Source organism: Bradyrhizobium valentinum (genome assembly GCF_001440405.1).
In the GTDB taxonomy this organism is placed as follows: domain Bacteria; phylum Pseudomonadota; class Alphaproteobacteria; order Rhizobiales; family Xanthobacteraceae; genus Bradyrhizobium; species Bradyrhizobium valentinum.
On the sequence record NZ_LLXX01000067.1, the window covers coordinates 340 to 21,028 of the forward strand.

Consider the following 20,689-nt stretch of genomic DNA (forward strand, 5'->3'; position numbering starts at 1 on the left):
GTAGCGGTGTCCTTTCCGCAGATGGGGTTCTTCCTGTGGAGGGTTGGGATCCGGCTCCACCACCTTCCGGTACAGATGCCAGGTGGCATGACCGAGCACCGGCAGAACGACGGCGAGACCGACGAAGACCGGCAACGAACCGATCACCAGCAGCGCCGCGACGATCAGCCCCCACCCGGCCATGGCAACCGGATTCATCATGACAGCCCGCAGCGAGGTCCGGATGGCGTCGATTGCAGTCGCATGGCGATCGAGCATCAATGGAAACGACACAACACTGACGCACAGCGCCACGACCGCGAACAGAAAACCAACGCCGCAACCGACGATGATGAGCGACCATCCGTCCGGCGTCGTCAGCACGCGCGATGCGAAATCGGGGATGCTCGCAGCCGGAGCGTGGCCGAAGATCGAGACGTAGATAGCGTTCGCTGCGCCGATCCAGGCCCCGAACAGAACGAGCAGGAGCACGCCGAGCTCGATCATGGCGCCGAAAGCCGGAGCGCGCAGCACGGAAAGCGCATCCCATGCGCCGACTGCCTCGCCGCGCTCGCGGCGGCGGCTGAGCTCGTAGAGACCAATCGCGGCAAAGGGGCCAATCAAGGCAAACCCGGCTGCCAGCGGAAACAGCAGCGGCAGTATCGAATAGCCAAGGACCATCCTGAACAGAAAAATACCGAGAACAGGATAAATCACGCACAGGACGACCGCGTGACTTGGCATTGCACTGAAGTCTTCCCAACCCAGGCGCAGCGCCTCGCCCAGGTCGGACAGTTTGATCTTGCGAACGGGATATGTGGCGGCGTCGCCGAATACGTGCCGTGCAACTTTTGAGATGTTGTCGGAATACACAGTGGCCATGGACACACCCTCTCGTGCTGTTGCGGCGGTCAAAATGACGCGCCGCAACCCACGCGTCTCCGCCCTGATGTGCGAGAGTCGCGGTCGAGCCGAGTACGGCCAAGTGCAACGAAAGGAGCTTAGCCGGACGAAACTTGTCGCGACCTACCCAGCATGTTTAGCGCGATTGGAGTTGGACGGCAACGGTTGGGGTGAATTGCGCACGCGTACGGCCATTTGGTGCGTTGCGTCATTATCAACCGATGGTGCCGGCTGATGCTCGCCGGCTGGCGCCACCAGTCTGGCGCACCTCCGAGGGGGCATAGTTCTCTATTGCTCTATTGACGCGCGGCTCGACGCGTACCATCCTTAGTTTCTGACGCCCGGTTCCGATGATTAGCGGTCGTACGTGTGCTCCGTGCCACGTTTAGATGTCGCGACCGATCACATGGGCGAGGCAAGACACACTGCGATGGCGCATGTGAAGTCGGCCATCGAGACAGGTGTGAGCTCCGCCCTTTAGTTCGTCTCCATTGCCTTTGGTGGCAAGGAGGAATGAGGGATGGTTGTCGCTATCATACTGCTTTTAGTTGCAGTCGGCTCGGTGCTGTTTCACATCTACAGCCCGTGGTGGTGGACGCCGATCGCCACCAATTGGAGCTACATCGACCACACCATCAGCATCACCTTCTGGATCACCGGCTTCGTCTTCTTCGCGGTGATCGCATTCATGGCCTATTGCGTCCTCCGCTTTCACCACAAGGAAGGAAGGCAGGCACACTATAATCCGGAAAACAAGAAGCTCGAGTGGTGGCTCACGATCGGAACTGCGATCGGCGTTGGAGCCATGTTGGCGCCCGGCTTGGTGGTCTGGCACCAGTTCGTCACGGTTCCGGCCGACGCTACCGAGATCGAGGTTATGGGCCAGCAATGGAGTTGGAACTACCGTCTCCCAGGCAAGGATGGCCGGATGGGCACGACCGATGTCCGCTACGTCAGCTCCGAGAATCCATTGGGCTTGAACCCTGACGATCAGCATGGGCAAGACGACGTCGTCATCGCAAGCGAAGACTTGCACCTTCCCGTCGGGAAGCCGGTCAAGGTTTTGCTCCGCTCCCTCGATGTCTTGCACGATTTCTATGTGCCCGAGTTCCGGGCCAAGATGGACATGGTCCCGGGCATGGTCACCTATTTCTGGATGACCCCGATCCGAACCGGAACGTTCGATGTTCTCTGCGCCGAGTTGTGCGGCGCAGCGCACGCGCAAATGCGCTCCAAGGTTATCGTCGAAGAAGAGAATGACTATAAGGCCTGGCTGGAGAAGCAGAAGACGTATGCGGAATTGTCAGGCCGAAGCGCCGTTATGAGGGCGACGTACGAATCCGGCGGCAAGTAAGAAATGCCGTTGCAAGATAGATTGGGCGCGTGAAACCAACTCATCGCCCGCTTTATGGAAACGACCGAGGAGGTGTCTTCGATGGTCGATGTCCCGTATGACAGAATCGCAGACGTTCCGCCTGCCGAAGTGCCGGAGGTTGAACTCTATCATCCCAAAAGCTGGTGGACGCAGTACGTCTTTTCGCAGGACGCCAAAGTCATCGCCATCCAGTACTCGCTCACAGCGACGGCAATCGGGCTGGTAGCTTTGGTGCTGTCGTGGCTGATGCGGCTGCAGTTGGGATTTCCCGGCACGTTCTCCTTCATCGATGCAAATCAATATCTCCAGTTCATCACCATGCACGGCATGATCATGGTGATCTACCTGCTGACAGCGTTGTTCCTGGGAGGCTTCGGCAACTACCTGATCCCGCTGATGGTCGGCGCCCGGGACATGGTCTTCCCCTATGTGAACATGCTGAGCTACTGGGTCTACCTGCTCGCAGTCCTAGTGCTGGCATCGACCTTTTTCGTGCCCGGCGGGCCCACCGGCGCCGGCTGGACGCTGTACCCGCCGCAGGCGATTCTCTCCGGCACCCCCGGGCAGGATTGGGGCATCATTCTGATGCTGTCCTCGCTGATCCTGTTCATCATCGGCTTCACCATGGGCGGGCTGAACTATGTCGTGACGGTGCTGCAGGCGCGTACCCGCGGCATGACGCTGATGCGCATGCCCCTGACAGTGTGGGGCATCTTCACGGCTACGGTGATGGCGCTGTTGGCCTTCCCGGCGCTGTTCGTCGCCTCTGTCATGATGCTGTTCGACCGCGTGCTGGGAACCAGCTTCTTCATGCCTGCACTCGTCGAGATGGGGCAGCAGATGAAGTATGGCGGCGGCAGCCCGATCCTGTTCCAGCATCTGTTCTGGTTCTTCGGCCATCCTGAAGTCTACATCGTCGCTCTGCCCGCCTTCGGCATCGTTTCCGATCTGATCAGCACCCATGCGCGAAAGAACATCTTCGGCTATCGCATGATGGTTTGGGCCATCGTGGCAATCGGTGCGCTCAGCTTCATCGTATGGGCGCACCACATGTATGTGAGCGGCATGCACCCGCATTTCGGGTTCTTCTTCGCTACGACAACGCTCATCATCGCCATCCCGACCGCCATCAAGGTCTACAACTGGGTGCTAACCCTGTGGCGCGGCGACATTCATCTCACCGTCCCGATGTTGTTCGCCCTCGGCTTTATCATCACGTTCGTGAACGGCGGGCTCACCGGCCTCTTCCTCGGCAACGTCGTCGTGGATGTCCCGCTCTCGGATACCATGTTCGTCGTCGCGCATTTCCATATGGTGATGGGCGTGGCGCCGATCATGGTTGTGCTGGGCGCGATCTATCATTGGTACCCCAAGGTAACGGGACGAATGCTGGATGATTGGATGGGCAAGTTTCACTTCTGGGTAACGTTCCTCGGCGCCTATCTGATCTTCTTCCCCATGCATTACATTGGACTGCTCGGAGTTCCGCGCCGCTACCACGAGATCGGCGAAGCGGCGTTCATCCCGTCATCGACCCACACGCTCAATGCCTTTATCACCGTGATGGCTTTGATGGTGGGCTTCGCCCAGATGGTGTTCCTGTTCAATCTCGTCTGGAGCTATTTCAAGGGCAGGCCTTCCGGCGGCAATCCATGGCGGGCGACAACGCTGGAGTGGCAGACGCCGGAGACCCCGCCCGGGCACGGCAACTGGGGCAAGGAGCTCCCGGTGGTTTATCGCTGGGCGTATGACTACAGCGTGCCCGGCGCTGAGCAGGACTTCATTCCGCAGAACCAGCCGCCGCGGCCGACACGGGCTGTTCAGGAAGCTGCGCCATGAGCGCAATCATCCTGTTCATGGCTGTGATAGCGGTCATCATCGGATGGTGGCTCGCGCAGCAACGGCTCACAGCCAAACCCTGGCTGGAGGAAGGTTCGATCGATCGCTTCCCTGGCACGGGAGCAATGACCTTGCCGGCAGCGAAGATCGGACTGGGAGTGTTTCTCGCTGTCGCCAGTTCGCTGTTCGCACTTTTCATGAGCGCTTATTCCATGCGCATGAACATGGTGGACTGGCGGGCGCTGCCCGTGCCGGGGCTGCTGTGGTTCAACACCGGCGTTCTGGTCGTGAGCAGCGTCGCGCTGCAATGGGCATACGTGGCGGCGCGCCGGAACAGTATGGACGGTGTAATCGTCGGCCTCTGCGCGGGGGGAGCCTCCGCCGTTATATTCCTGGTTGGGCAACTGCTGGCGTGGCAACAATTGAGGGCCGCGGGCTATTTCGTGGCGTCCAATCCGGCCAATTCCTTCTTCTACATGATCACCGCGGCGCACGGGCTGCACCTGATGGGCGGTCTGGTGGCCCTGGGCAGAACGACAGCCAAGGTGTGGCGCGGCGCTGAGATGCCCCAGGTGCGCCTGAGTGTGGAGCTCTGCACCATCTACTGGCATTTCCTGCTGTTGGTCTGGCTGGTCTTGCTCGGTCTGTTGACGGGCTGGACAGACGATTTCGTCGACATCTGTCGCCGGCTGCTCAGCTAGGGAGAGACCAGATGGCAGAGACGGCGCTGACAAACCCTGAAAAATCGCCTGCGCAGTCTGCCGGCTGGAAGGGCATCGCTGCCGACTGGTCGTCGGATCAGCGCGCCTTCAAGAATGTCTCCTGGGGGAAGGCCATGATGTGGATCTTCCTCCTGAGCGACACCTTTATCTTCAGTTGTTTTCTGCTGTCGTACATGACGGCGCGAATGTCCACGACCGTGCCGTGGCCGAATCCGAGCGAGGTATTCGCTCTCGAGATTGCGGGGCACCATATCCCCCTCATCCTGATCGCCATCATGACCTTCGTCCTGATCAGCAGCAGCGGGACCATGGCGATGGCCGTCAATTTCGGCTACCGCCGTGATCGCGTCAAAACCGCAGTGTTGATGCTGGTCACAGCGGCGCTCGGCGCAACGTTCGTCGGAATGCAGGCCTTCGAATGGACCAAGCTGATCATGGAGGGCGTGCGGCCCTGGGAAAACCCCTGGGGCGCGGCGCAGTTCGGCTCCAGCTTTTTCATGATCACGGGGTTCCACGGCACCCACGTGACGTTCGGCGTGATCTTCCTGGTCGCTATCGCACGAAAGGTTTGGCGCGGGGATTTCGATCACGGGCGCCGCGGCTTCTTCACGAGCCGGAAGGGGAATTACGAGATCGTCGAAATAATGGGCCTGTACTGGCACTTCGTCGATCTTGTGTGGGTTTTCATCTTCGCCTTTTTTTACCTTTGGTGAGGCCGGCACATGACAGAAGCAGCACTACACTTGGAAGGTCGACGAGAACAGCTACACACCCATGTGCCTGACGCAGCCGTATCAGGAGCCGTGCACGCAGAGGGGCAGCAGCATCCGATCAAGCTCTATCTCGTGGTCTGGGGATGGTTGTTTGTCCTCAGCACTTTCTCCTATCTCGTCGACTACTTTGGCCTCCAGGGCTATCTCAGATGGTCGCTGATCCTGCTGTTCATGGTGCTGAAGGCCGGCTTGATCGTCGCCGTATTCATGCACATGGCCTGGGAGCGGCTGGCGCTCAGCTATGCCATCCTGCTGCCCCCGGTTCTGGTGCTGGTGTTCGTGGCCATCATGGTGTTCGAATCCGAGTACACGCACCTCATCCGGGTCCTGTTCTTCGCGGCGCCGACTTGAGTACTGCCGCCTTGCACCACAAAGGGGGACACCGGGAAACGTCGGGACGCGCACGCTAGAGGCGTTTCGCGAAGCCGCCTATCGGGAAACCATCAATCCGCTGGGCTAGAGTTTATCCGTCAAATACGTCCGCCGAGGCGCGGCCGGCGCGCGCGACCAGCTTCTCGTCGGGCGCGGGCAATGCCGTGCCGCTGTCACGGAAGCGGTTGGTGATGGGATAGCGGCGGTCGCGACCAAAATTCTTTTCCGTCACCTTGACGCCCGGGGCCGCCTGCCGCCGCTTGTATTCGGCAACGTTGAGCAGGCGGTCGATCCGCGTCACTACGTCAGCCGGGAAACCGGCCGCGATGATCGTGGCCAACGGTTCCTCGCGCTCCACCAGCCGTTCGAGGATCGCATCCAGCATTTCATAGGGCGGCAGCGAATCCTGGTCGGTCTGGTTCTCGCGCAACTCCGCCGTCGGCGGCCGGGTGATGATATTGGCCGGAATGACTTCCCCGGACGGACCAAGCGCGCCGTCCGGCTTCCACTCGTTGCGAAGGCTCGAGAGGCGGAACACTTCGGTCTTGTAGATGTCCTTGATCGGATTGAAGCCGCCGTTCATGTCGCCATAGAGCGTGGCGTAGCCGACCGACATTTCCGACTTGTTGCCGGTCGTGACCACCATCGCGCCGGTCTTGTTCGAGATCGCCATCAGCAGCGTGCCGCGGGCTCGCGCCTGCAGGTTTTCCTCGGTGATATCGCGCGGCAGGCCGGCGAACGGGCCGGACAGGATTTTTTCGAAGCCGTTGACGGCGTCGGCAATCGGCAGCACCTCGTAGCGGATGCCAAGCGCTTTCGCGAGCTTGGCGGCATCGTCAAGCGAGACTTGCGCCGTGAACCGGAACGGAAGCATCACGCCGCGGACCTGGTCGGCGCCGAGCGCATCGACCGCGATCGCCGCGCACAGCGCGGAATCGATGCCGCCGGAGATGCCGAGCAGCACACCCGGAAATCCGTTCTTGCGGACGTAATCGCGCAGGCCCAGCACGCAGGCGGCGTAATCGCCCTTGTCGCCCTCGACCAGCGGCACCGCCAGCCCGGAACAGCGCCAGCCGTCGGTGCCCTTGGTCCAGCGCAGCGTGGCGATGCTCTCTTCGAATGCCGGCAACTGCGCCGCCACCGAAAGATCGGCGTTGAGCGCGAACGACGCGCCGTCGAACACCAGTTCGTCCTGCCCGCCGATCTGGTTGAGATAGACCAGCGGCAGGCCGCTCTCGGTGACGCGGGCGACCGCGATCGACAGCCGGAGATCGTTCTTGTCGCGCGCATAGGGCGAGCCGTTCGGCACCACCAGGATTTCGGCGCCGGTCTCGGCGAGACACTCGACGACGTTTTCGTATTCCTCCGATTCTTCGAGCCAGATGTCCTCGCAGATGGGAACGCCGACGCGGATGCCCTTGACGGTCACCGGACCGGCAGCCGGACCGCGTGCGAACAGCCGCTTCTCGTCGAACACACCGTAATTCGGCAGGTTCGCCTTGAAACGAAGGGCGGCGATGCGGCCCTCATCGAGCAGCGCGCAGGCATTATAGAGCTTGCCGTCCTCGACCCAGGGCGTGCCGATCAGGACAGCCGGACCGCCGCCTGCCGTCTCGCGCGCCAGCTCCTCGACAGCCGCGCGGCAGGCCGCCTGGAACGCCGGCTTGAGCACCAGGTCTTCCGGCGGATAACCGCAGATGAACAGTTCGGGCAGCACCAGGAGATCGGCGCCGTCTGCCTTCGCCTTGTCCCGCGCGGCGCGCGCCTTGGCCGCGTTTCCCGTGACGTCGCCGACCGTCGGGTTCAACTGCGCCAGCGTGATCGTAAAGGTGTTGGTCATGGGGCGATGGTGCCTTGCACAAGAGCAAACTGCAAATGCTCGCTTTAGAACGCCCCTATGCGTTCGGCGATGGCAAAGAGCCAGAACGCCCCGGCCATCAGCAGCGCGACGCCGACCGCCGCCGAGCCCATGTCCTTGACCCGCCCGATCTGCGGATCGTGGTCGGTGGTGAGCCGGTCGGCGAGCTTCTCGATCGCAGTATTGAGTATCTCGACCACAAGGACAAACGCGACGGCCGCCACCAGTTCCACGCGGCGCATCACGCTCGCGCCGACCAGCCAGGCCAGCGGCACTGAAAGCGCCAGCGCGAACAGTTCCTCGCGGACGGCCTGCTCCGACCGGATCGCAAAAGCGAGGCCGTTACGGGTGTTGATCGTGGCCCGCCAGAGTCGCAACAAATCAGAGTCCCGCTGCGGCCGGCATCGGCTTTTCCTTACCGGCGCGTTCCTGCTTCAGCAGTTCGGCGATCAGGAAAGCCAGGTCGATCGATTGTTCGGCATTGAGGCGAGGATCGCAGACCGTGTGATAGCGGTCGTTGAGATCCTCGTCGGTGATGGCGCGCGCGCCGCCGATGCATTCGGTGACGTCCTGCCCGGTCATTTCCAGGTGCACGCCGCCGGCATGCGTCCCCTCCGCCGCATGGATGGCGAAGAACGACTTCACCTCCGACAACACCCGGTCGAACGGACGGGTCTTGTAGCCCGAGGTCGAGGTGATGGTGTTGCCGTGCATGGGATCGCAGGACCAGACCACGACCCGCCCTTCCCGCTGCACCGCGCGGATCAGCGGCGCGAGGTGATCGCCGACCTTGTCGGAGCCGAAACGGTTGATCAGCGTCAGCCGTCCGGGCTCGTTGTCGGGATTGAGGATGTCGATCAGCTCCAACAGCTCGTCCGGCTTCAGCGATGGACCGCATTTCAGCCCGATCGGGTTCTTGATGCCGCGGAAATATTCGACATGGCCGTGATCGAGCTGGCGGGTGCGATCGCCGATCCAGATCATGTGGCCCGAGGTCGCGTACCAGTCGCCGGTCGTGGAATCGACCCGCGTCATCGCCTGCTCGTAGCCGAGCAGCAGCGCCTCATGGCTGGTGTAGAAATCGGTGGCGCGCAGTTCGGGGTGGCTTTCGAGATCAAGGCCGCAGGCGCGCATGAAATTCAGCGCGTCCGAGATACGGTCCGCCAGCTCCTTGTACCGCCGCGACTGCGGGGAATCCTTGAGGAAGCCGAGCATCCATTGATGAACGCTGCCGAGATTGGCGAAACCGCCGGTCGCGAACGCGCGGAGCAGGTTCAGCGTCGCCGCCGACTGCCGGTACGCCATCAACTGGCGCTGCGGATCGGGGATGCGCGCCTCGGGGGTGAAGGCGATGTCGTTGATGATGTCGCCGCGGTAGCTCGGCAGCTCGACGCCACCAACCTTTTCCGTATTCGACGAGCGCGGCTTTGCGAACTGCCCGGCGATGCGGCCGACCTTCACCACCGGCAGCGCGCCGGCATAGGTGAGGACCACGGCCATCTGAAGCAGCACGCGGAAAAAGTCGCGGATGTTGTTGGCGCCGTGCTCGGCAAAACTCTCGGCGCAATCACCGCCCTGCAGCAGGAAGGCTTCGCCCGCGGCGACCCGGGCCAGCGCTTTTTTCAGGTTGCGGGCTTCGCCGGCGAACACCAGCGGGGGAAACGTGGCGAGCTGCGCCTCGACGTCGGCCAATGCTTTGGCATCGGGATAATCGGGCACTTGCAGCACCGGCTTGGCGCGCCAGCTATCGGGCGTCCACCGCTCGGACATGACGTTAACTCCTGAGCAAAAACCGCTACTTATCCGCCTTCGCTAAAGCTTCGGCGGACGGGAAACTGAAAAAACCCGGCGAAGCCTTCGGCGTAGCCGGGCAAGCGATTGTGAAGGCCGGGTTATACACAGGCCTTCGGCCCACCGCTAGTTAGATTTCCGGTAGTCCTGACAAGCCCTTGCCGCAAAAGCCGATTTCGCTTTTGTTATGGCCGCTCGCAAAAGCTGGCAGGAGAACACGGTGGCCGAGCCGGGGCTGGACGACGTATTTAGCGACGATATAACGGTGCCCGCGACGGATGGATATCCCCTTGCCGCGACGCTGTTTCTGCCCCGCGGGGCCAAGCGCCATGCCGTCCTGATCAATTCGGCGACCGCAGTCCCCCGCAAGCTCTATCGCGGCTTTGCCGGCTATCTGGCCAAGCGCGGCTGCGCGGTGCTGACGTACGACTATCGCGGCACCGGCGACAGCAGGCAGAAGGCAATGACCGGCGACAATCGGCCCAAATCGCTGGTCGGCTTCACGGCCTCGATGTCGGCCTGGGCCGCACACGACATCACCGCCGCGGTGTCGTGGATGCACGAGCGCTACAAGGCACTCCCCTTCGCCTATGTCGGGCACTCCTTCGGCGGTCAGGCGCTCGGCCTGCTTCCGAACAATTCCGAGATTTCGCGCGCGCTCTTTATTGCGGCCCAAGCCGGCTACTGGAAACTGATGACGGCGCCGGAGCGCTACCGCGTCTACGCCCTGCTGAATTTTGTAGGCCTCCCCCTCACCCGCACGCTCGGCTACATGCCGGGCAGGGCCGGCCTCGGCATGGATCTGCCGAAGGAGGCGTTCCTGCAATGGGTCGGCTGGGTGATGAGCCCGCGCTATCTGTTCGACGATGCCAAGCTCGAAGCCTTGCAGAATTTTCGAAATACAAGGGTGAGCTGCGCGCGCTCTGCATGTCCGACGATCCCTGGGCGACACGGCCCGCGGTCGAATTGCTGTGCTCAGGATTTACCTCGATCAAGCCTGACATCATCACGGTGACGCCCGCCGATACCGGCGTCGCCAAGATTGGGCACATGGGATTTTTCAGACCCGAGCATCGTGACACGCTGTGGCGTGGGGCGGCGGAGTGGATCGAGGCGGGGGGATAGGTTTCGTCGCGCCGCTGGATGTTGTCGTCATCGCGAGCGAAGCGAAGCAATCCATAGCGCCGCAAGTAGAGACGTGGATTGCTTCGCTTCGCTCGCAATGACGGTGGATATAGTTGCGGCCGCGGCTCACTACACGCGCCTGAACGCAATCGCGCGCGCAAGCGAGCGGGCTCGGGTACGAACCGCACCACCATCGTTACCGCTGTGAACAATCCACTGTCCGTCAGGTGTTTGTCCCGTGATGATCCCGACGTGATGCGGCCAAACGACCACTACGCCGATTCCGGGACCGCCGGCGTTCATGCCTTCGCTAGCCCAGGAGCGCGCAAGCGCAAGGCGCCGATCTGATTTGCCAAGATGTTTGCTTAAGTAACTGCCGCACCAGGCCTTCGCCCGATGACCATGATGCCGGTGGAGGGGACGTGCTTCGGCCTGAATGGAAAGAACAAGCAGGAACGTCGACGCGACAGCGAGAGGTTTTAGCATGATTACTCCAGAGAACGCTGATGGTGAGGACGGTTCAAACGCGCCTCCAACAGCATTCCCTGTGGATTGTTCCTGCATGGCTGCCATTTCGGCTCGGCCTCATAATCGCTCGGAGCGGCAAGCGACACAGGCGTTCAACCTGCGGGATGCAATGACGCTCCGGGGCACTCTTCGGTCGAAAATCGTATCCAATTTGATCCGATTCACCTGGACCGACTTGAGTTGCCGGTAACAACTTCAGGGGAAGCTTGCTGGATCCACTCGGGGCAGAACGGGAGGATTACAGTGAAACACCACCATCGACCGGAGACGCAGGAACACATCGCCCTGGCGATCATGACGAAGGAAGCGGAGCAGATCACGGCGCTGATCGCCAGCCTTCGCAAGTCGGCCCGCGATATCGACAAGGAACGCCAGCAAGCCGATGTCGCACTGAGGGGTGCGCTTGACGTCCGCCGTAACAATTTGATGGTCACTATCGCTGCATTGGAAGACCGTGTTTCGGCTATTCAGGGACTAATCAAACTGGATCGCCCCTACGTGCGGCATCGAATGCATTGACCGGCACTTCCGGCGCTTCACGGCTTCCAAGGAATGAAATGCATCAACGGCGGCCAAGGTGGCCGCCGTGTCGCCGATGTGACAGCCGTTTGTCGCCGCGCCTGAAACCAGTTCTGGTCTGCCGAATTACCTCTTCCGATGAAAGTGGAAACAACGGCGGCCATCAGCGACGCTGCGCATCTATGCGTCGACATGCAGAACATCTTCGCCAAGGGCGGCGTGTGGGAAACGCCGTGGATGGAGCGGGTGCTGCCGGTGATCTCGAACATATGCGCACGGTATCCCGAGCGGACGGTGTTCACGCGTTTCGTCACGCCGGAAAAACCCGAAGACCGTCGCGGTCAATGGCAAGCCTATTTCACGAAATGGCAGCGCGCAACGCGCGGCGGTCTTCCGCCCAGCGCCCTCGACCTGGTGCCGGAGCTTGCGCGATATTCGCCTCCGGCGCTGGTGGTCGACAAACCCGCATATTCGGCATTCTTCGGCTCGAGGCTTGGCCATCTCTTGGTCGAACGGCACGTCGGAACGGTGGTAGTGTCGGGCGCGGAAACCGACGTCTGCGTGCTGTCCACCGTGCTCGGGGCCGTCGATCTCGGCTTCCGGGTCGTCATCGTGCAGGATGCCCTCTGCAGCTCCTCCGACACCGGCCACGATGCGTTGATGACGATGTACCGGACGCGGTTCAGCGAGCAGATCGAACTGGTCAGCGCCGAGGAACTGTTCGACCTCTGGCATCCGGAATAGGAGTTCCGAGGCCGGCGGAACTGCCGCTCCGGCTCCGGCGTTGACCCGCTGCAGTCAACCACGCGAGGATCGATCCATGGCGGCGCCGGACATTCGCAAGGGAATGCCGCCCGTCCAATTGCCGCGCGAGGAATTCGAGAAGCGCTACCGCGGCCGCTTCGTCGATCCGGCCTTCCAGCCTTTAGCCCGCGAACTCGACGCCATCGTCGCCGCCGCATGGGACGCCTACAGCCATTCGCGCAAAGCCCCGTTGACGCGCAAGGCGGGGCCCGGCTTTGCCGATCCGGACTGCGAAATCTCGGTCGACTGGCTCGCGGCGCGCGAGGCCATCCTCGAAGCGCAACGGCGCCACGACGATGTGGCTGCGCAGCCGCGCATTCTCCTCATCAACGGCTCCGCGCGCAGCGAGCATACCTGTCCCGGCGAGATGTCGAAGACGTGGCGGCTGGTCAAGCTTGCCGAGCCGGTGTTCGCCGAGTTGGGATTTGCGGTAGACATTCTCGACCTGTCGCGACTGGCGTCGGAATTCGGCCGGCAAATCCATCCCTGCAAATCGTGCCTCGCCACCGCGATGCCGCTCTGCCACTGGCCGTGCAGTTGCTATCCGAACTACTCGCTCGGCCAGACCGACGACTGGATGAACGAGATCTATCCGCTGTGGGTGGGAGCGCATGGCATCCTGATCGTGGCGCCGGTGAACTGGTATCATGCCCCGACCGCGCTGAAGGCGATGATGGACCGTCTGGTCTGCGCCGACGGCGGCAATCCCGATCCGACGTCAACCCACGGCAAGCACGCCGACCAGGCCAAGGCGCTCGAGCTGAAAGGCTGGCCCTATCCGCGCCATCTGGCCGGCCGATATTTCGGCCTTGTCGTGCACGGCGACAGCGCCGGCGCTGAGATGCTGCGCCGCTCGCTTTCGGACTGGCTGACCGACATGTCGTTGATCTCGGCAGGCCGAACCAGCGAGGCCGAAGGCTATGTCGGCTACATGGAGCCCTACGCCACCTCGCATCAGGCGCTCGATGAAGATCACGACTTCCAGGACGAGGTGCGTAACGCGGCGCGCGCGCTCGGCAATGCCGTGAAGCTGGCGCGCGCGGGCAAGCTGCAGAATCCCGCCGAGGGGCTTGTCAATCCGAACCCGAAATAGCTTCGTAGGATGGGTTGAGCGCAGCGATACCCATCACATCTCGGCGCAAGAAGTGATGGGTTTCGCTGCGCTCTACCCATCCTACGCGCTGGGCGCCCGCGCGCCCCGCTCACTTCCCGTAGCTATAAAACCCCTGCCCGGTCTTGCGGCCGAGATGGCCGGCGGCGACCATTTCCTTCAGCAGCGGCGCCGGGCGGTATTTCGGATCGTTGAAGCCTTCGTAGAAGACCTCCATCACCGACAGCATGGTGTCGAGCCCAATCATGTCGGCGAGCGCCAGCGGGCCAATCGGATGGTTACAGCCGAGCTTCATGCCGGCGTCGAGGTCTTCCGCCGTCGCGAGCCCCTCCTGCAGCGCAAAGATCGCCTCGTTGATCATCGGGCACAGGATGCGGTTGACCGCAAAGCCGGGGCTGTTCTTCGCCGTGATCGAGACCTTGCCGATCCTCTTCGCGAACGCTTCGGCCTTGGCGTGCGTGTCGTCCGAAGTCTGCAGGCCGCGGATCAATTCAAGCAGCGCCATCAGCGGCACCGGATTGAAGAAGTGCATGCCGATGAAGCGGTCGGGACGATCGGTTGCCGCGGCGAGCTTGGTGATCGAGATCGATGACGTGTTGGTGGCGAGCAGCGCCTGCGGCCGCAGTTTTGGGCAAAGGTCTTTCAGGATCTTGACCTTCAAATCCTCGTTCTCGGTCGCTGCCTCGATCACGAGATCGCAGGTGGAAAACTTTGCCGTGTCCGTGGTCGCGGTGATGCGAGCAATGGCGGCCTGCCGGTCGGCGTCGGTCATCTTCTGCTTGTTGACCAGCCGCTCCAGGCTGCTCGAGACAACAGACATGCCCCGCGCGAGCGCGGCATCGGAGATGTCGGTCATGACCACGGGAAGACCGGCGGCGGCACACACCTGCGCAATGCCGTTGCCCATCGTGCCCGCGCCTACAATACCGATTGTTTCGATCATGGGAAAAACTCCGTTATTGAATGGTTGCCTGCACCGTTATCAGAGTGCCGCGGCCATCGGTAGTGCGCAGAGCGTAGGATAGGTGGAGCGAAGCGATACCCATCAATGGCGCTTCAAGGAAGGTGATGGGTATCGCTTCGTTCCACCCATCCTACGGCCCTACTCCGCCGCCTGCCTCACATACCTTGCCGTCGGCGTCCGCATCGTCACCAATTCTTCCGCAGCGGTCGGATGCAGGGCAATCGTCGCGTCGAAATCGGCTTTGGTCGCCTTCATCTTCACCGCGATCGCGACCGCCTGGATGATCTCGGCGGCAGTGTCGCCGACGATGTGGCAGCCGAGCACGCGGTCGATCGTGCCGTCGACCACGAGCTTCATCAGCACGCGGGTGTCGCGGCCGGACATCGTCGCCTTGATGGGGCGGAAATCGGCCTTGTAGATATCGACGTGGCTCACTTGCGCGCGCGCCTGCGCTTCGGTCAGGCCGACGGTGCCGACTTCCGGCTGCGAGAACACCGCCGTCGGAATAGTGGCGTGGTCGACCTGCACGGGCCGCTTGCCGAACACGGTGTCCGCGAAGGCATGGCCCTCGCGGATGGCCACCGGCGTCAGATTGAGGCGATGGGTAACGTCGCCGATCGCATAGATATTATCGACTGAGGTCTTCGACCACACATCGACGGCGATGCCGCCATTCGCAGGGTTGATGGCGACGCCGGCTTTCTCGAGCCCGAGATTGGCGACGTTCGGGTGCCGCCCGATCGCGAACATCACCTTGTCGGACGCAATGCTCGAACCACTCGACAAATGGGTCGTGAATTCGTCGCCGTGTCTGTCCACTTTATCGATGGTGCAACCGGTGATGATCGTGATGCCCTGCTTCTCCATCTCGGCGCGCACGTGCTTGCGGACGTCGTCGTCGAAACCGCGCAGGATGTTGTCGCCGCGATAGATCACGGTCACGTCGGAGCCGAAACCGGCAAAGATGCCGGCGAATTCCAGCGCGATATAGCCGCCGCCCTGGATCACGATGCGCTTCGGCAATTCGGTCAGATGAAACGCCTCGTTCGAGGAAATCACGTGCTCGATGCCGGGAATCTCCCGCCCGTGGTTGGGCGCGCCGCCGGTCGCGATCAGGATGTACTTTGCAGTGACCTTTTCGCCGGTCATCAGCCGCAGCGTATGGGCATCTTCCAGCACCGCGCGGGTCTTCGCGATGCGCGCACCGCTCTTCTCGACATTGGCGGCGTAGATGCCTTCGAGGCGGGCGATCTCCTTGTCCTTGTTGGCGACTAGCGTGGACCAGTCGAACGAGATTTCGGGGATGGTCCAGCCGAATCCTGCGGCGTCGGCGATCTCGTGGCGGACATGGGAGCCGAGCACGAACAGCTTCTTGGGCACGCAGCCGCGGATCACGCAGGTGCCGCCCATCCGGTATTCTTCGGCAACCATGACCTTCGCGCCATGGCCGGCGGCGATGCGCGCGGCGCGAACGCCGCCCGAACCACCGCCGATGACAAACAGATCGACGTCGAACTCAGCCATATCAACCCCGCCCGAAGTCAGATCGCTTCCTGTCGTTGTCGCAACGCGTTTTCGTCACGCGAACCGGTTCAAATATCCTTGCCGCGCTTCTTCATCTCGGCGCGGAACTGGCCGTTGACGGTTTCGGCAAAGGTCTGCGCCCACTGATTCATATAGGACATGCTGAACTGGATGGCGCGGGGCTCGTGCGAGAGCAGCTTCTGGCCGAGCGGCGACTTGTAGAAGGTCACGAGATCCTTGAGCTCCTGCTCGGTGAACTCGTTGGCGTAGACCTGCGCCATGCCCTCGCCGATTTCCTTCTCGCGGCCGGCGAGATTCTTGGCGACGATCATCGCGACCTCGTTGAGATCCTTCTGATAGTTCAGATTGCTCTGCAACAGCACGTTCTTGGTCTGCTCGACCAGATTCGGAACGGCTGAGGCGTACATCGCGCTCGCGTTCTTCATCGCCAGGATTTCCTTGGCCGCGGCGAGCGCCGCCGGCGAAGCCGGCTTGAGCGCCGGCGCAGCGGCAGGAGCCTGCTTCTGCTGCGCGTTGGCGGGAATGCCGGTCAGGGCCAGTCCCACTGCAAGGCCGGCCGCCGACAAAATCCGTGAAAGGCTCTTCATTCCAATTCTCCTCGATTACCGGCGTTACCGCCGCTCAACTACGCGAATTCCCTGGGCACCTGCCAGGACGGCGATGCTGGCCAGGCCAATGAACAACCCGTGTTCGACGACACCCGGGATCAGGCTCAACAGGCCCGCCAGATGCGGCGCATCCGTGATGCGCCCCAGATGGGCATCGACAATCCAGTGGCCGCCATCGGTGACAAAAACGTGGCCGTCCCTGCCCTTCCGGAGCCCCATTTGCCCGGAAACGCCGCTTTGGGCAAATGCCGTAGCCATGGCCCGTTGGGTTGCGGCCAGCCCGAATGGGATCACCTCCACCGGGAGGGGAAAACGGCCGAGAACATCGACCCATTTGGTATCGTCGGCAATCACGATCATGCGATCGGAAGCCGCCGCCACGATCTTCTCGCGCAACAGCGCGCCGCCACCACCCTTGATCAGGTTGAGGGCGGGATCGAGCTCGTCGGCGCCATCAACGGTAAGATCGAGTCGATCGATCGCATCGAGCGTGGTCAGCGGAATCCTGCAAGCTTCGGCTTGGGCACGGGTCGCTTCCGAGGTCGGCACGCCGACCACCTTCATCCCGCCGGCAACCTTCTCGCCGAGCAGTTCGACAAAATGCTTGGCCGTCGAGCCGGTGCCGAGCCCGAGCTTCATGCCATCCCGCACATGCTCCAGCGCCCGCGCCGCCGCCTGCCGCTTTAATTGGTCCATATCCACGCGCCGATGCCTTTCGAAATCCGCCGATCTGCGGGCGCATGTCTAGCGTCGTTTGGGCCGCAGGAACAGCACCTTAAGACGTTACGCGAGAGCGATTATGGGGCCTCCACCCGATCCATCGCAGCCAGGATGGCGGAAAAGCGCGGCTCCACCTGCGCCCGCATGCCGGGATGTGTGAAAATATAAAGTTCATCCTCCCGGATTGCGGTGAGCACGCGCGTCGCGACGGTGGCCGGGTCGAGCCCCGCCTCGATCTGCCTTGCAATCTCGGCCACCACAGCCGCCGCCGGACTGGCGGGATCGAGCGGCTTCGACTGGCCATAGCGCTCCGGGCGATTGCGCCCGCTCTCGCCGATTCGGGTGCGGACAAAGCTTGGGCACAATACGCTCACGCCGATGCCGTGCGGCTTGAGCTGCGTGGCGAGGCCCTCAGACATACTGACGACTGCAAATTTGGTCGCTCCATAGGGGCTGAATCCCAAACCGTTCTCCATACCCGCCATCGACGCGGTGTTGACGATATGGCCGCCTTCGCCATGCGCGCGGATATGGGGCAGAAAGCTTTTAATGCCGTGGAGCACGCCCATCAGGTTCACGTCGATGACCCATCGCCAGTTATCCAGCGAGATGTGGTCGATACCGCCGCCGGCAGCCACGCCTGCATTGTTGCACACGACATGCACGCGCCCGAAAGCATCGAACGAGGCCTGCGCCGCGCGCTCGACGCTCGCAGCATCGGCCACATCGCAGACGGTGCCGCGGATATCAGGGGAGATTTCCTGCAGGCTTTTGACGGCGGCCTGCAGCGCGTCCGTCTCGATATCGGCCAGCATCACTTTCATGCCGATTTGCGCAAACGCCCGGCCGAGCGCAAGTCCGATACCCGCGGCTCCGCCGGTCACAAAAGCTGCCTTGCCAGCGAAGTCCCGCATTGTCGTATCTCCGGATATCTGAAGTTTCCTACTTGCATGATGTCGCGCCTGCCGCTAGCGAATTCCAGATGAGCCCTCCCCGCACCGTTGTCTTCGACCTCGACGGCACGCTGGTCGACACCGCCCCTGACCTGATTGCCGCACTCAATTTCGCGCTCGACCGTGAAGGCGTGCCGCCCCTCCCCCTGAAATCTGCGCGCAACCTGATCGGCGCCGGCGCGCGCAAGCTGATCGAGCGCGGGCTCGAGGTGGAAGGCCGCGTGATGGGTGTCGAGGACGTCAACCGCCTCATGAAGGATTTCATCGACTATTACGCCGCCCACATTGCGGACGCCTCGCGGCCGTTCGAGGGGCTGGAAGCCGCGCTCGATGAGCTTGCGGCACAGGGCTGCCGGCTCGCGGTGTGCACCAACAAGCTGGAATGGCTGTCGAAGCGGCTGCTCGACCAACTAGGTCTGAGCGGACGGTTTTCCGCGATCTGCGGCGCCGACACCTTCGGCGTCTCGAAGCCGGATCCCATTATCCTGCAGCAGACGGTGGCGCGGGCGGGCGGACATATCGCGACCACCATCATGGTCGGCGACGCCGGGCCCGACGTCGGCGTGGCAAGGCGGGCCGGCGTTCCCGTGATCGGGGTCGAGTTCGGCTATACGGATGTGCCGATCGCCGAATTGAAGCCCGACCGGCTGATCGGCCATATGCGCGACCTGCCGGCGGCGGTGGAAAGCCTCAGCAAAGTCGCGTCTCGGACCTAATCATCTGATTTGCTGGACGTATTTTGAACGCCGATTCTCGGCGTTAACCATTCCCCCTGCTCGATCGAGGTGCCCGCGCCCGATGCCGGCTTCTCCGTCACCTTCGCCATGCCCAAGTTCCGGTTACGGTTCCGGTCCGGGTGATCCGCAATCCCGGCGATTTTGCCTCGCCGGCGACGACCATCATCGAGCCCAGCCCGGTGCTCGCGGAACTCAAGCCGGCCGCGCCGCCGCCGAGCGTGCGCAAGCCGATGCGGCCGAAGAAGCCTAAGCCACCCATGGCGGCCGCGGCGCCGGCCCCTGCCGAACCCGCCGCGCGCTGATTCCAGCGGTAGCCTCCTGCGGGCCTTCGAGAGGTTGCGGATTGTAGGCGCCTTACAAGCTGCCTAGATTATGCTAGCGAACCAGCACGCTAGGCTCCTTTACAAGGCAGTTTGAATGAGCGGATCTCCGTCACCCGATCATCTGATACGTCCGATGGTCGACCCCTTCGGCCGGACCATCCGGTATTTGCGCGTGTCGGTGACCGATCGCTGCGACTTGCGCTGCTTCTACTGCATGTCCGAAGACATGACGTTCCTGCCAAAGAAGGACCTGCTGACGCTGGAAGAACTCGACCGGCTGTGCTCGGCTTTCATCACCAAGGGCGTGCGCAAGATCCGCCTAACCGGCGGCGAACCACTGGTCCGGCGCAACGTCATGTCGCTGGTGCGCTCGCTGTCGCGGCATCTTGGAAGCGGCGCGCTCGATGAGCTGACGCTGACCACCAACGGTTCGCAACTGGCGCGCTTCGCAACCGAATTGCGCGACTGCGGCGTCCGTCGCGTCAACGTCTCGCTCGACACGCTCGATGCGCAAAAGTTCCGCGCCATCACCCGCTGGGGCGATCTCGACAAGGTTCTGGCCGGCATCGAAGCCGCGCGAGACGCAGGCCTTGCGGTCAAGATCAACGCCGTGGCGCTGAAGAACATGAACGAGGAGGAAATCCCGGCGCTGATGGAATGGGCCCACGGCAAGGACATGGCGCTGACGCTGATCGAGGTGATGCCGATGGGCGACATCGGCGAAGGGCGCATCGACCAATATGTGCCGCTGTCGCTGCTCCGCGCCCGCCTCGCCCAGCACTACACGCTGACCGACCTCGATGAGGACACCGGCGGGCCTGCCCGCTACGTCCGGGTGACCGAGACCGGCGGCAAGCTCGGCTTCATTACGCCGATGACGCATAATTTCTGCGAGTCCTGTAACCGTGTACGGATCACCTGTACCGGCACGCTGCACACCTGCCTCGGCCATGAGGATGCCTCCGATTTGCGCAAACCGTTGCGGGCCTCGCCCGACGACGACCTGCTGTCGGCTGCCATCGATCGCGCCATCGGACTGAAGCCGAAGGGGCACGACTTCATCATCGACCGCCGGCACAATCGCCCGAGCGTCTCTCGCCACATGAGCGTGACCGGCGGCTGATTTACCGCCCGTAAATT

The 20,689-nt window shown here is 62.4% G+C and carries 19 protein-coding genes and 2 pseudogenes; 12 read left to right on the forward strand and 9 right to left on the reverse strand.

The window, feature by feature from the left end; all coding sequences use genetic code 11:
• Positions 1–861: DUF2189 domain-containing protein (locus CP49_RS11050; RefSeq protein ID WP_057850290.1), on the reverse strand; the 861-nt coding region annotated here is incomplete at its 3' end.
• Positions 862–1,402: 541 nt separating this feature from the next.
• Between CP49_RS11050 and CP49_RS11055 the strand changes: the two genes are divergently transcribed.
• The 5 genes from CP49_RS11055 (at position 1,403) to CP49_RS11075 (ending at position 5,942) form a co-directional block, all read left to right on the forward strand.
• On the forward strand, positions 1,403–2,236 hold the full coding sequence (locus tag CP49_RS11055; RefSeq protein WP_057850291.1) for a cytochrome c oxidase subunit II: 834 nt from the start codon (positions 1,403–1,405) through the stop codon (positions 2,234–2,236).
• 81 nt (positions 2,237–2,317) lie between these two features.
• A complete protein-coding gene (locus tag CP49_RS11060) occupies positions 2,318–4,096 on the forward strand; it encodes a cbb3-type cytochrome c oxidase subunit I (protein ID WP_057850395.1) in 1,779 nt (592 codons plus the stop codon).
• A complete protein-coding gene (locus CP49_RS11065) occupies positions 4,093–4,797 on the forward strand; it encodes a cytochrome c oxidase subunit 3 (protein WP_057850292.1) in 705 nt (234 codons plus the stop codon). The genes CP49_RS11060 and CP49_RS11065 overlap by 4 nt, the downstream gene beginning before the upstream one ends.
• An 11-nt stretch (positions 4,798–4,808) precedes the next feature.
• The gene (locus tag CP49_RS11070; protein ID WP_057850293.1) at positions 4,809–5,531 is read left to right on the forward strand and encodes a heme-copper oxidase subunit III family protein; all 723 of its coding nucleotides are present in this window, start codon (positions 4,809–4,811) and stop codon (positions 5,529–5,531) included.
• Between the two features lie 9 nt (positions 5,532–5,540).
• A complete protein-coding gene (locus CP49_RS11075) occupies positions 5,541–5,942 on the forward strand; it encodes a cytochrome C oxidase subunit IV family protein (protein WP_057850294.1) in 402 nt (133 codons plus the stop codon).
• Positions 5,943–6,054: 112 nt separating this feature from the next.
• On the opposite strand, the gene CP49_RS11080 is transcribed toward CP49_RS11075, so the two are convergent.
• Genes CP49_RS11080 through CP49_RS11090 form a run of 3 tightly spaced genes read right to left on the reverse strand, consistent with a single transcriptional unit; the run spans position 6,055 to position 9,591 of the window.
• Positions 6,055–7,803: an NAD+ synthase gene (locus CP49_RS11080; RefSeq protein ID WP_057850295.1), complete on the reverse strand. Its 1,749-nt coding sequence runs from the start codon at positions 7,801–7,803 to the stop codon at positions 6,055–6,057.
• A gap of 44 nt (positions 7,804–7,847) precedes the next feature.
• Positions 7,848–8,201, reverse strand: a complete 354-nt coding sequence (locus CP49_RS11085; RefSeq protein WP_057850296.1) for a diacylglycerol kinase — start codon at positions 8,199–8,201, stop codon at positions 7,848–7,850.
• Between the two features lies 1 nt (position 8,202).
• Positions 8,203–9,591 carry a class II 3-deoxy-7-phosphoheptulonate synthase gene (locus CP49_RS11090; protein ID WP_057850297.1) on the reverse strand — a complete coding sequence of 463 codons (1,389 nt, stop codon included), beginning with the start codon at positions 9,589–9,591 and terminating at the stop codon, positions 8,203–8,205.
• A 208-nt stretch (positions 9,592–9,799) separates the two neighbouring features.
• Here CP49_RS11090 and CP49_RS11095 point away from each other — a divergent pair.
• The 4 genes and pseudogenes from CP49_RS11095 (at position 9,800) to CP49_RS11110 (ending at position 13,681) form a co-directional block, all read left to right on the forward strand.
• Positions 9,800–10,737, forward strand: a pseudogene (locus CP49_RS11095) (alpha/beta hydrolase family protein).
• Positions 10,738–11,508: 771 nt separating this feature from the next.
• The gene (locus CP49_RS11100) at positions 11,509–11,784 is read left to right on the forward strand and encodes a hypothetical protein (protein WP_245310650.1); all 276 of its coding nucleotides are present in this window, start codon (positions 11,509–11,511) and stop codon (positions 11,782–11,784) included.
• Between the two features lie 138 nt (positions 11,785–11,922).
• Positions 11,923–12,528 carry a cysteine hydrolase family protein gene (locus CP49_RS11105; RefSeq protein ID WP_057850298.1) on the forward strand — a complete coding sequence of 202 codons (606 nt, stop codon included), beginning with the start codon at positions 11,923–11,925 and terminating at the stop codon, positions 12,526–12,528.
• 76 nt (positions 12,529–12,604) lie between these two features.
• Positions 12,605–13,681 (forward strand): flavodoxin family protein, encoded by a 1,077-nt coding sequence (locus CP49_RS11110; RefSeq protein ID WP_057850299.1) that lies wholly within the window; start codon positions 12,605–12,607, stop codon positions 13,679–13,681.
• A 109-nt stretch (positions 13,682–13,790) separates the two neighbouring features.
• On the opposite strand, the gene CP49_RS11115 is transcribed toward CP49_RS11110, so the two are convergent.
• From CP49_RS11115 to CP49_RS11135, 5 genes are all read right to left on the reverse strand, one after another.
• On the reverse strand, positions 13,791–14,642 hold the full coding sequence (locus tag CP49_RS11115) for a 3-hydroxybutyryl-CoA dehydrogenase (RefSeq protein ID WP_057850300.1): 852 nt from the start codon (positions 14,640–14,642) through the stop codon (positions 13,791–13,793).
• 159 nt (positions 14,643–14,801) lie between these two features.
• A complete protein-coding gene (gor, locus tag CP49_RS11120; RefSeq protein ID WP_057850301.1) occupies positions 14,802–16,187 on the reverse strand; it encodes a glutathione-disulfide reductase in 1,386 nt (461 codons plus the stop codon).
• Between the two features lie 68 nt (positions 16,188–16,255).
• On the reverse strand, positions 16,256–16,795 hold the full coding sequence (locus CP49_RS11125; protein ID WP_057850302.1) for a DUF2059 domain-containing protein: 540 nt from the start codon (positions 16,793–16,795) through the stop codon (positions 16,256–16,258).
• A gap of 24 nt (positions 16,796–16,819) precedes the next feature.
• Complete coding sequence (gene rpiA, locus CP49_RS11130; RefSeq protein ID WP_057850303.1) at positions 16,820–17,518, reverse strand: ribose-5-phosphate isomerase RpiA; 699 nt, start codon at positions 17,516–17,518, stop codon at positions 16,820–16,822.
• A 95-nt stretch (positions 17,519–17,613) separates the two neighbouring features.
• Complete coding sequence (locus CP49_RS11135) at positions 17,614–18,450, reverse strand: SDR family NAD(P)-dependent oxidoreductase (RefSeq protein ID WP_057850304.1); 837 nt, start codon at positions 18,448–18,450, stop codon at positions 17,614–17,616.
• A gap of 68 nt (positions 18,451–18,518) precedes the next feature.
• Between CP49_RS11135 and gph the strand changes: the two genes are divergently transcribed.
• The 3 genes and pseudogenes from gph to moaA all read left to right on the forward strand — a co-directional run bounded on the left by gph (position 18,519) and on the right by moaA (position 20,672).
• Positions 18,519–19,205, forward strand: a complete 687-nt coding sequence (gene gph / locus CP49_RS11140; protein WP_057850305.1) for a phosphoglycolate phosphatase — start codon at positions 18,519–18,521, stop codon at positions 19,203–19,205.
• A gap of 51 nt (positions 19,206–19,256) precedes the next feature.
• Positions 19,257–19,528 (forward strand): annotated as a pseudogene (locus CP49_RS11145) (hypothetical protein); the annotation flags it as partial.
• Between the two features lie 115 nt (positions 19,529–19,643).
• Positions 19,644–20,672 (forward strand): GTP 3',8-cyclase MoaA, encoded by a 1,029-nt coding sequence (moaA, locus tag CP49_RS11150; RefSeq protein ID WP_057850307.1) that lies wholly within the window; start codon positions 19,644–19,646, stop codon positions 20,670–20,672.
• Positions 20,673–20,689 lie beyond the last annotated feature (17 nt).

Coding starts and splice junctions, on each gene's coding strand:
- CP49_RS11055 (WP_057850291.1), top strand. CDS start 1,403: ATGGTTGTCGCTATCATACTGCTTTTAGTTGCAGTCGGCTCGGTGCTG.
- CP49_RS11060 (WP_057850395.1), top strand. CDS start 2,318: ATGGTCGATGTCCCGTATGACAGAATCGCAGACGTTCCGCCTGCCGAA.
- CP49_RS11065 (WP_057850292.1), top strand. CDS start 4,093: ATGAGCGCAATCATCCTGTTCATGGCTGTGATAGCGGTCATCATCGGA.
- CP49_RS11070 (WP_057850293.1), top strand. CDS start 4,809: ATGGCAGAGACGGCGCTGACAAACCCTGAAAAATCGCCTGCGCAGTCT.
- CP49_RS11075 (WP_057850294.1), top strand. CDS start 5,541: ATGACAGAAGCAGCACTACACTTGGAAGGTCGACGAGAACAGCTACAC.
- CP49_RS11080 (WP_057850295.1), bottom strand. CDS start 7,803: ATGACCAACACCTTTACGATCACGCTGGCGCAGTTGAACCCGACGGTC.
- CP49_RS11090 (WP_057850297.1), bottom strand. CDS start 9,591: ATGTCCGAGCGGTGGACGCCCGATAGCTGGCGCGCCAAGCCGGTGCTG.
- CP49_RS11105 (WP_057850298.1), top strand. CDS start 11,923: ATGAAAGTGGAAACAACGGCGGCCATCAGCGACGCTGCGCATCTATGC.
- CP49_RS11110 (WP_057850299.1), top strand. CDS start 12,605: ATGGCGGCGCCGGACATTCGCAAGGGAATGCCGCCCGTCCAATTGCCG.
- CP49_RS11115 (WP_057850300.1), bottom strand. CDS start 14,642: ATGATCGAAACAATCGGTATTGTAGGCGCGGGCACGATGGGCAACGGC.
- gor (WP_057850301.1), bottom strand. CDS start 16,187: ATGGCTGAGTTCGACGTCGATCTGTTTGTCATCGGCGGTGGTTCGGGC.
- CP49_RS11125 (WP_057850302.1), bottom strand. CDS start 16,795: ATGAAGAGCCTTTCACGGATTTTGTCGGCGGCCGGCCTTGCAGTGGGA.
- CP49_RS11135 (WP_057850304.1), bottom strand. CDS start 18,450: ATGCGGGACTTCGCTGGCAAGGCAGCTTTTGTGACCGGCGGAGCCGCG.
- gph (WP_057850305.1), top strand. CDS start 18,519: ATGAGCCCTCCCCGCACCGTTGTCTTCGACCTCGACGGCACGCTGGTC.
- moaA (WP_057850307.1), top strand. CDS start 19,644: ATGAGCGGATCTCCGTCACCCGATCATCTGATACGTCCGATGGTCGAC.